Genomic DNA, 773 nt, shown 5'->3' with positions numbered 1-773 from the left:
CCCGCTGACACGCATCTCAATGTCCTAAATCATCCAGCCACTGGATGAATTCACCCGCCAAAGGCTTCTCAGGGAACTCAACCATCCAGTCAGCGGAATGTCCATCCAGCAATATCACCAGCAATATCATTGGAATCACCAAAACGGCACGCTCCGCAACGGAGAGAACACGGACTTCTACCGGCACCAATGTAACATGCAGCAAACTCTGCACGATGGTACAGCCCATTGCCGTGTATGGCAGCGGTGAGGGCGACACTGGCCGCGACCTCGGCAATGGGGAGAACATGCACCTTCATCGAATCCGATGCGACCGACGATCAGCAATACCGACCGGCAGGGAAGAGCACAGACTTCCCAGTGCGATGGGCAAAGCGGTGATAGCGATCAATCAGCAGGGGAGAGTCACAACATGCCTCCACCAAATCCTGAGCAAGGTCTTGTGCAGTCCATATTCGGACACATAGAATGAGACCGTCGTATTGATAACCCAACTATTCGAAGGGGAAAACATGCTCACTGACGAGTACGTCAAGCGCGTATACGCGCAGGTTGAGAAGCGCGATGGCGACCAGCCGGAATTCCTGCAGGCCGTCCGAGAAGTGTTCGAAAGCCTCGAACCGGTGGTCGAGAAGCACCCGGAATACGAGAAGGCTGGCGTGCTTGAACGCCTCGTCGAGCCGGAACGCGTGGTGAAGTTCCGCGTCGCCTGGACGGATGACGAAGGCAAGGTGCAGGTGAACCGCGGCTACCGCATCCAGTTCAATTCCGCA

At 55.9% G+C, this 773-nt stretch carries 2 protein-coding genes; one reads left to right on the top strand and one right to left on the bottom strand.

Features of this window, described 5'->3' with window-relative positions:
• Positions 1-16: 16 nt before the first annotated feature.
• Positions 17-229: a hypothetical protein gene (locus B3C64_RS07515; protein WP_291534847.1), complete on the bottom strand. Its 213-nt coding sequence runs from the start codon at positions 227-229 to the stop codon at positions 17-19.
• A 283-nt stretch (positions 230-512) separates the two neighbouring features.
• On the opposite strand from B3C64_RS07515, the gene B3C64_RS07510 reads away from it, so the two are divergent.
• A partial coding sequence (locus tag B3C64_RS07510; protein ID WP_291534846.1) for a Glu/Leu/Phe/Val dehydrogenase dimerization domain-containing protein occupies positions 513-773 on the top strand: 261 nt, incomplete at its 3' end.

This window comes from Bifidobacterium sp. UBA6881 (assembly GCA_002451435.1).
Taxonomy (GTDB): domain Bacteria; phylum Actinomycetota; class Actinomycetes; order Actinomycetales; family Bifidobacteriaceae; genus Bifidobacterium.
This window is presented reverse-complemented; position numbering and strand designations above follow the sequence as displayed.

Excerpts from the sequence above, each read along its gene's own strand:
- B3C64_RS07515 (WP_291534847.1), bottom strand. The coding sequence starts at position 229 with ATGGGCTGTACCATCGTGCAGAGTTTGCTGCATGTTACATTGGTGCCG.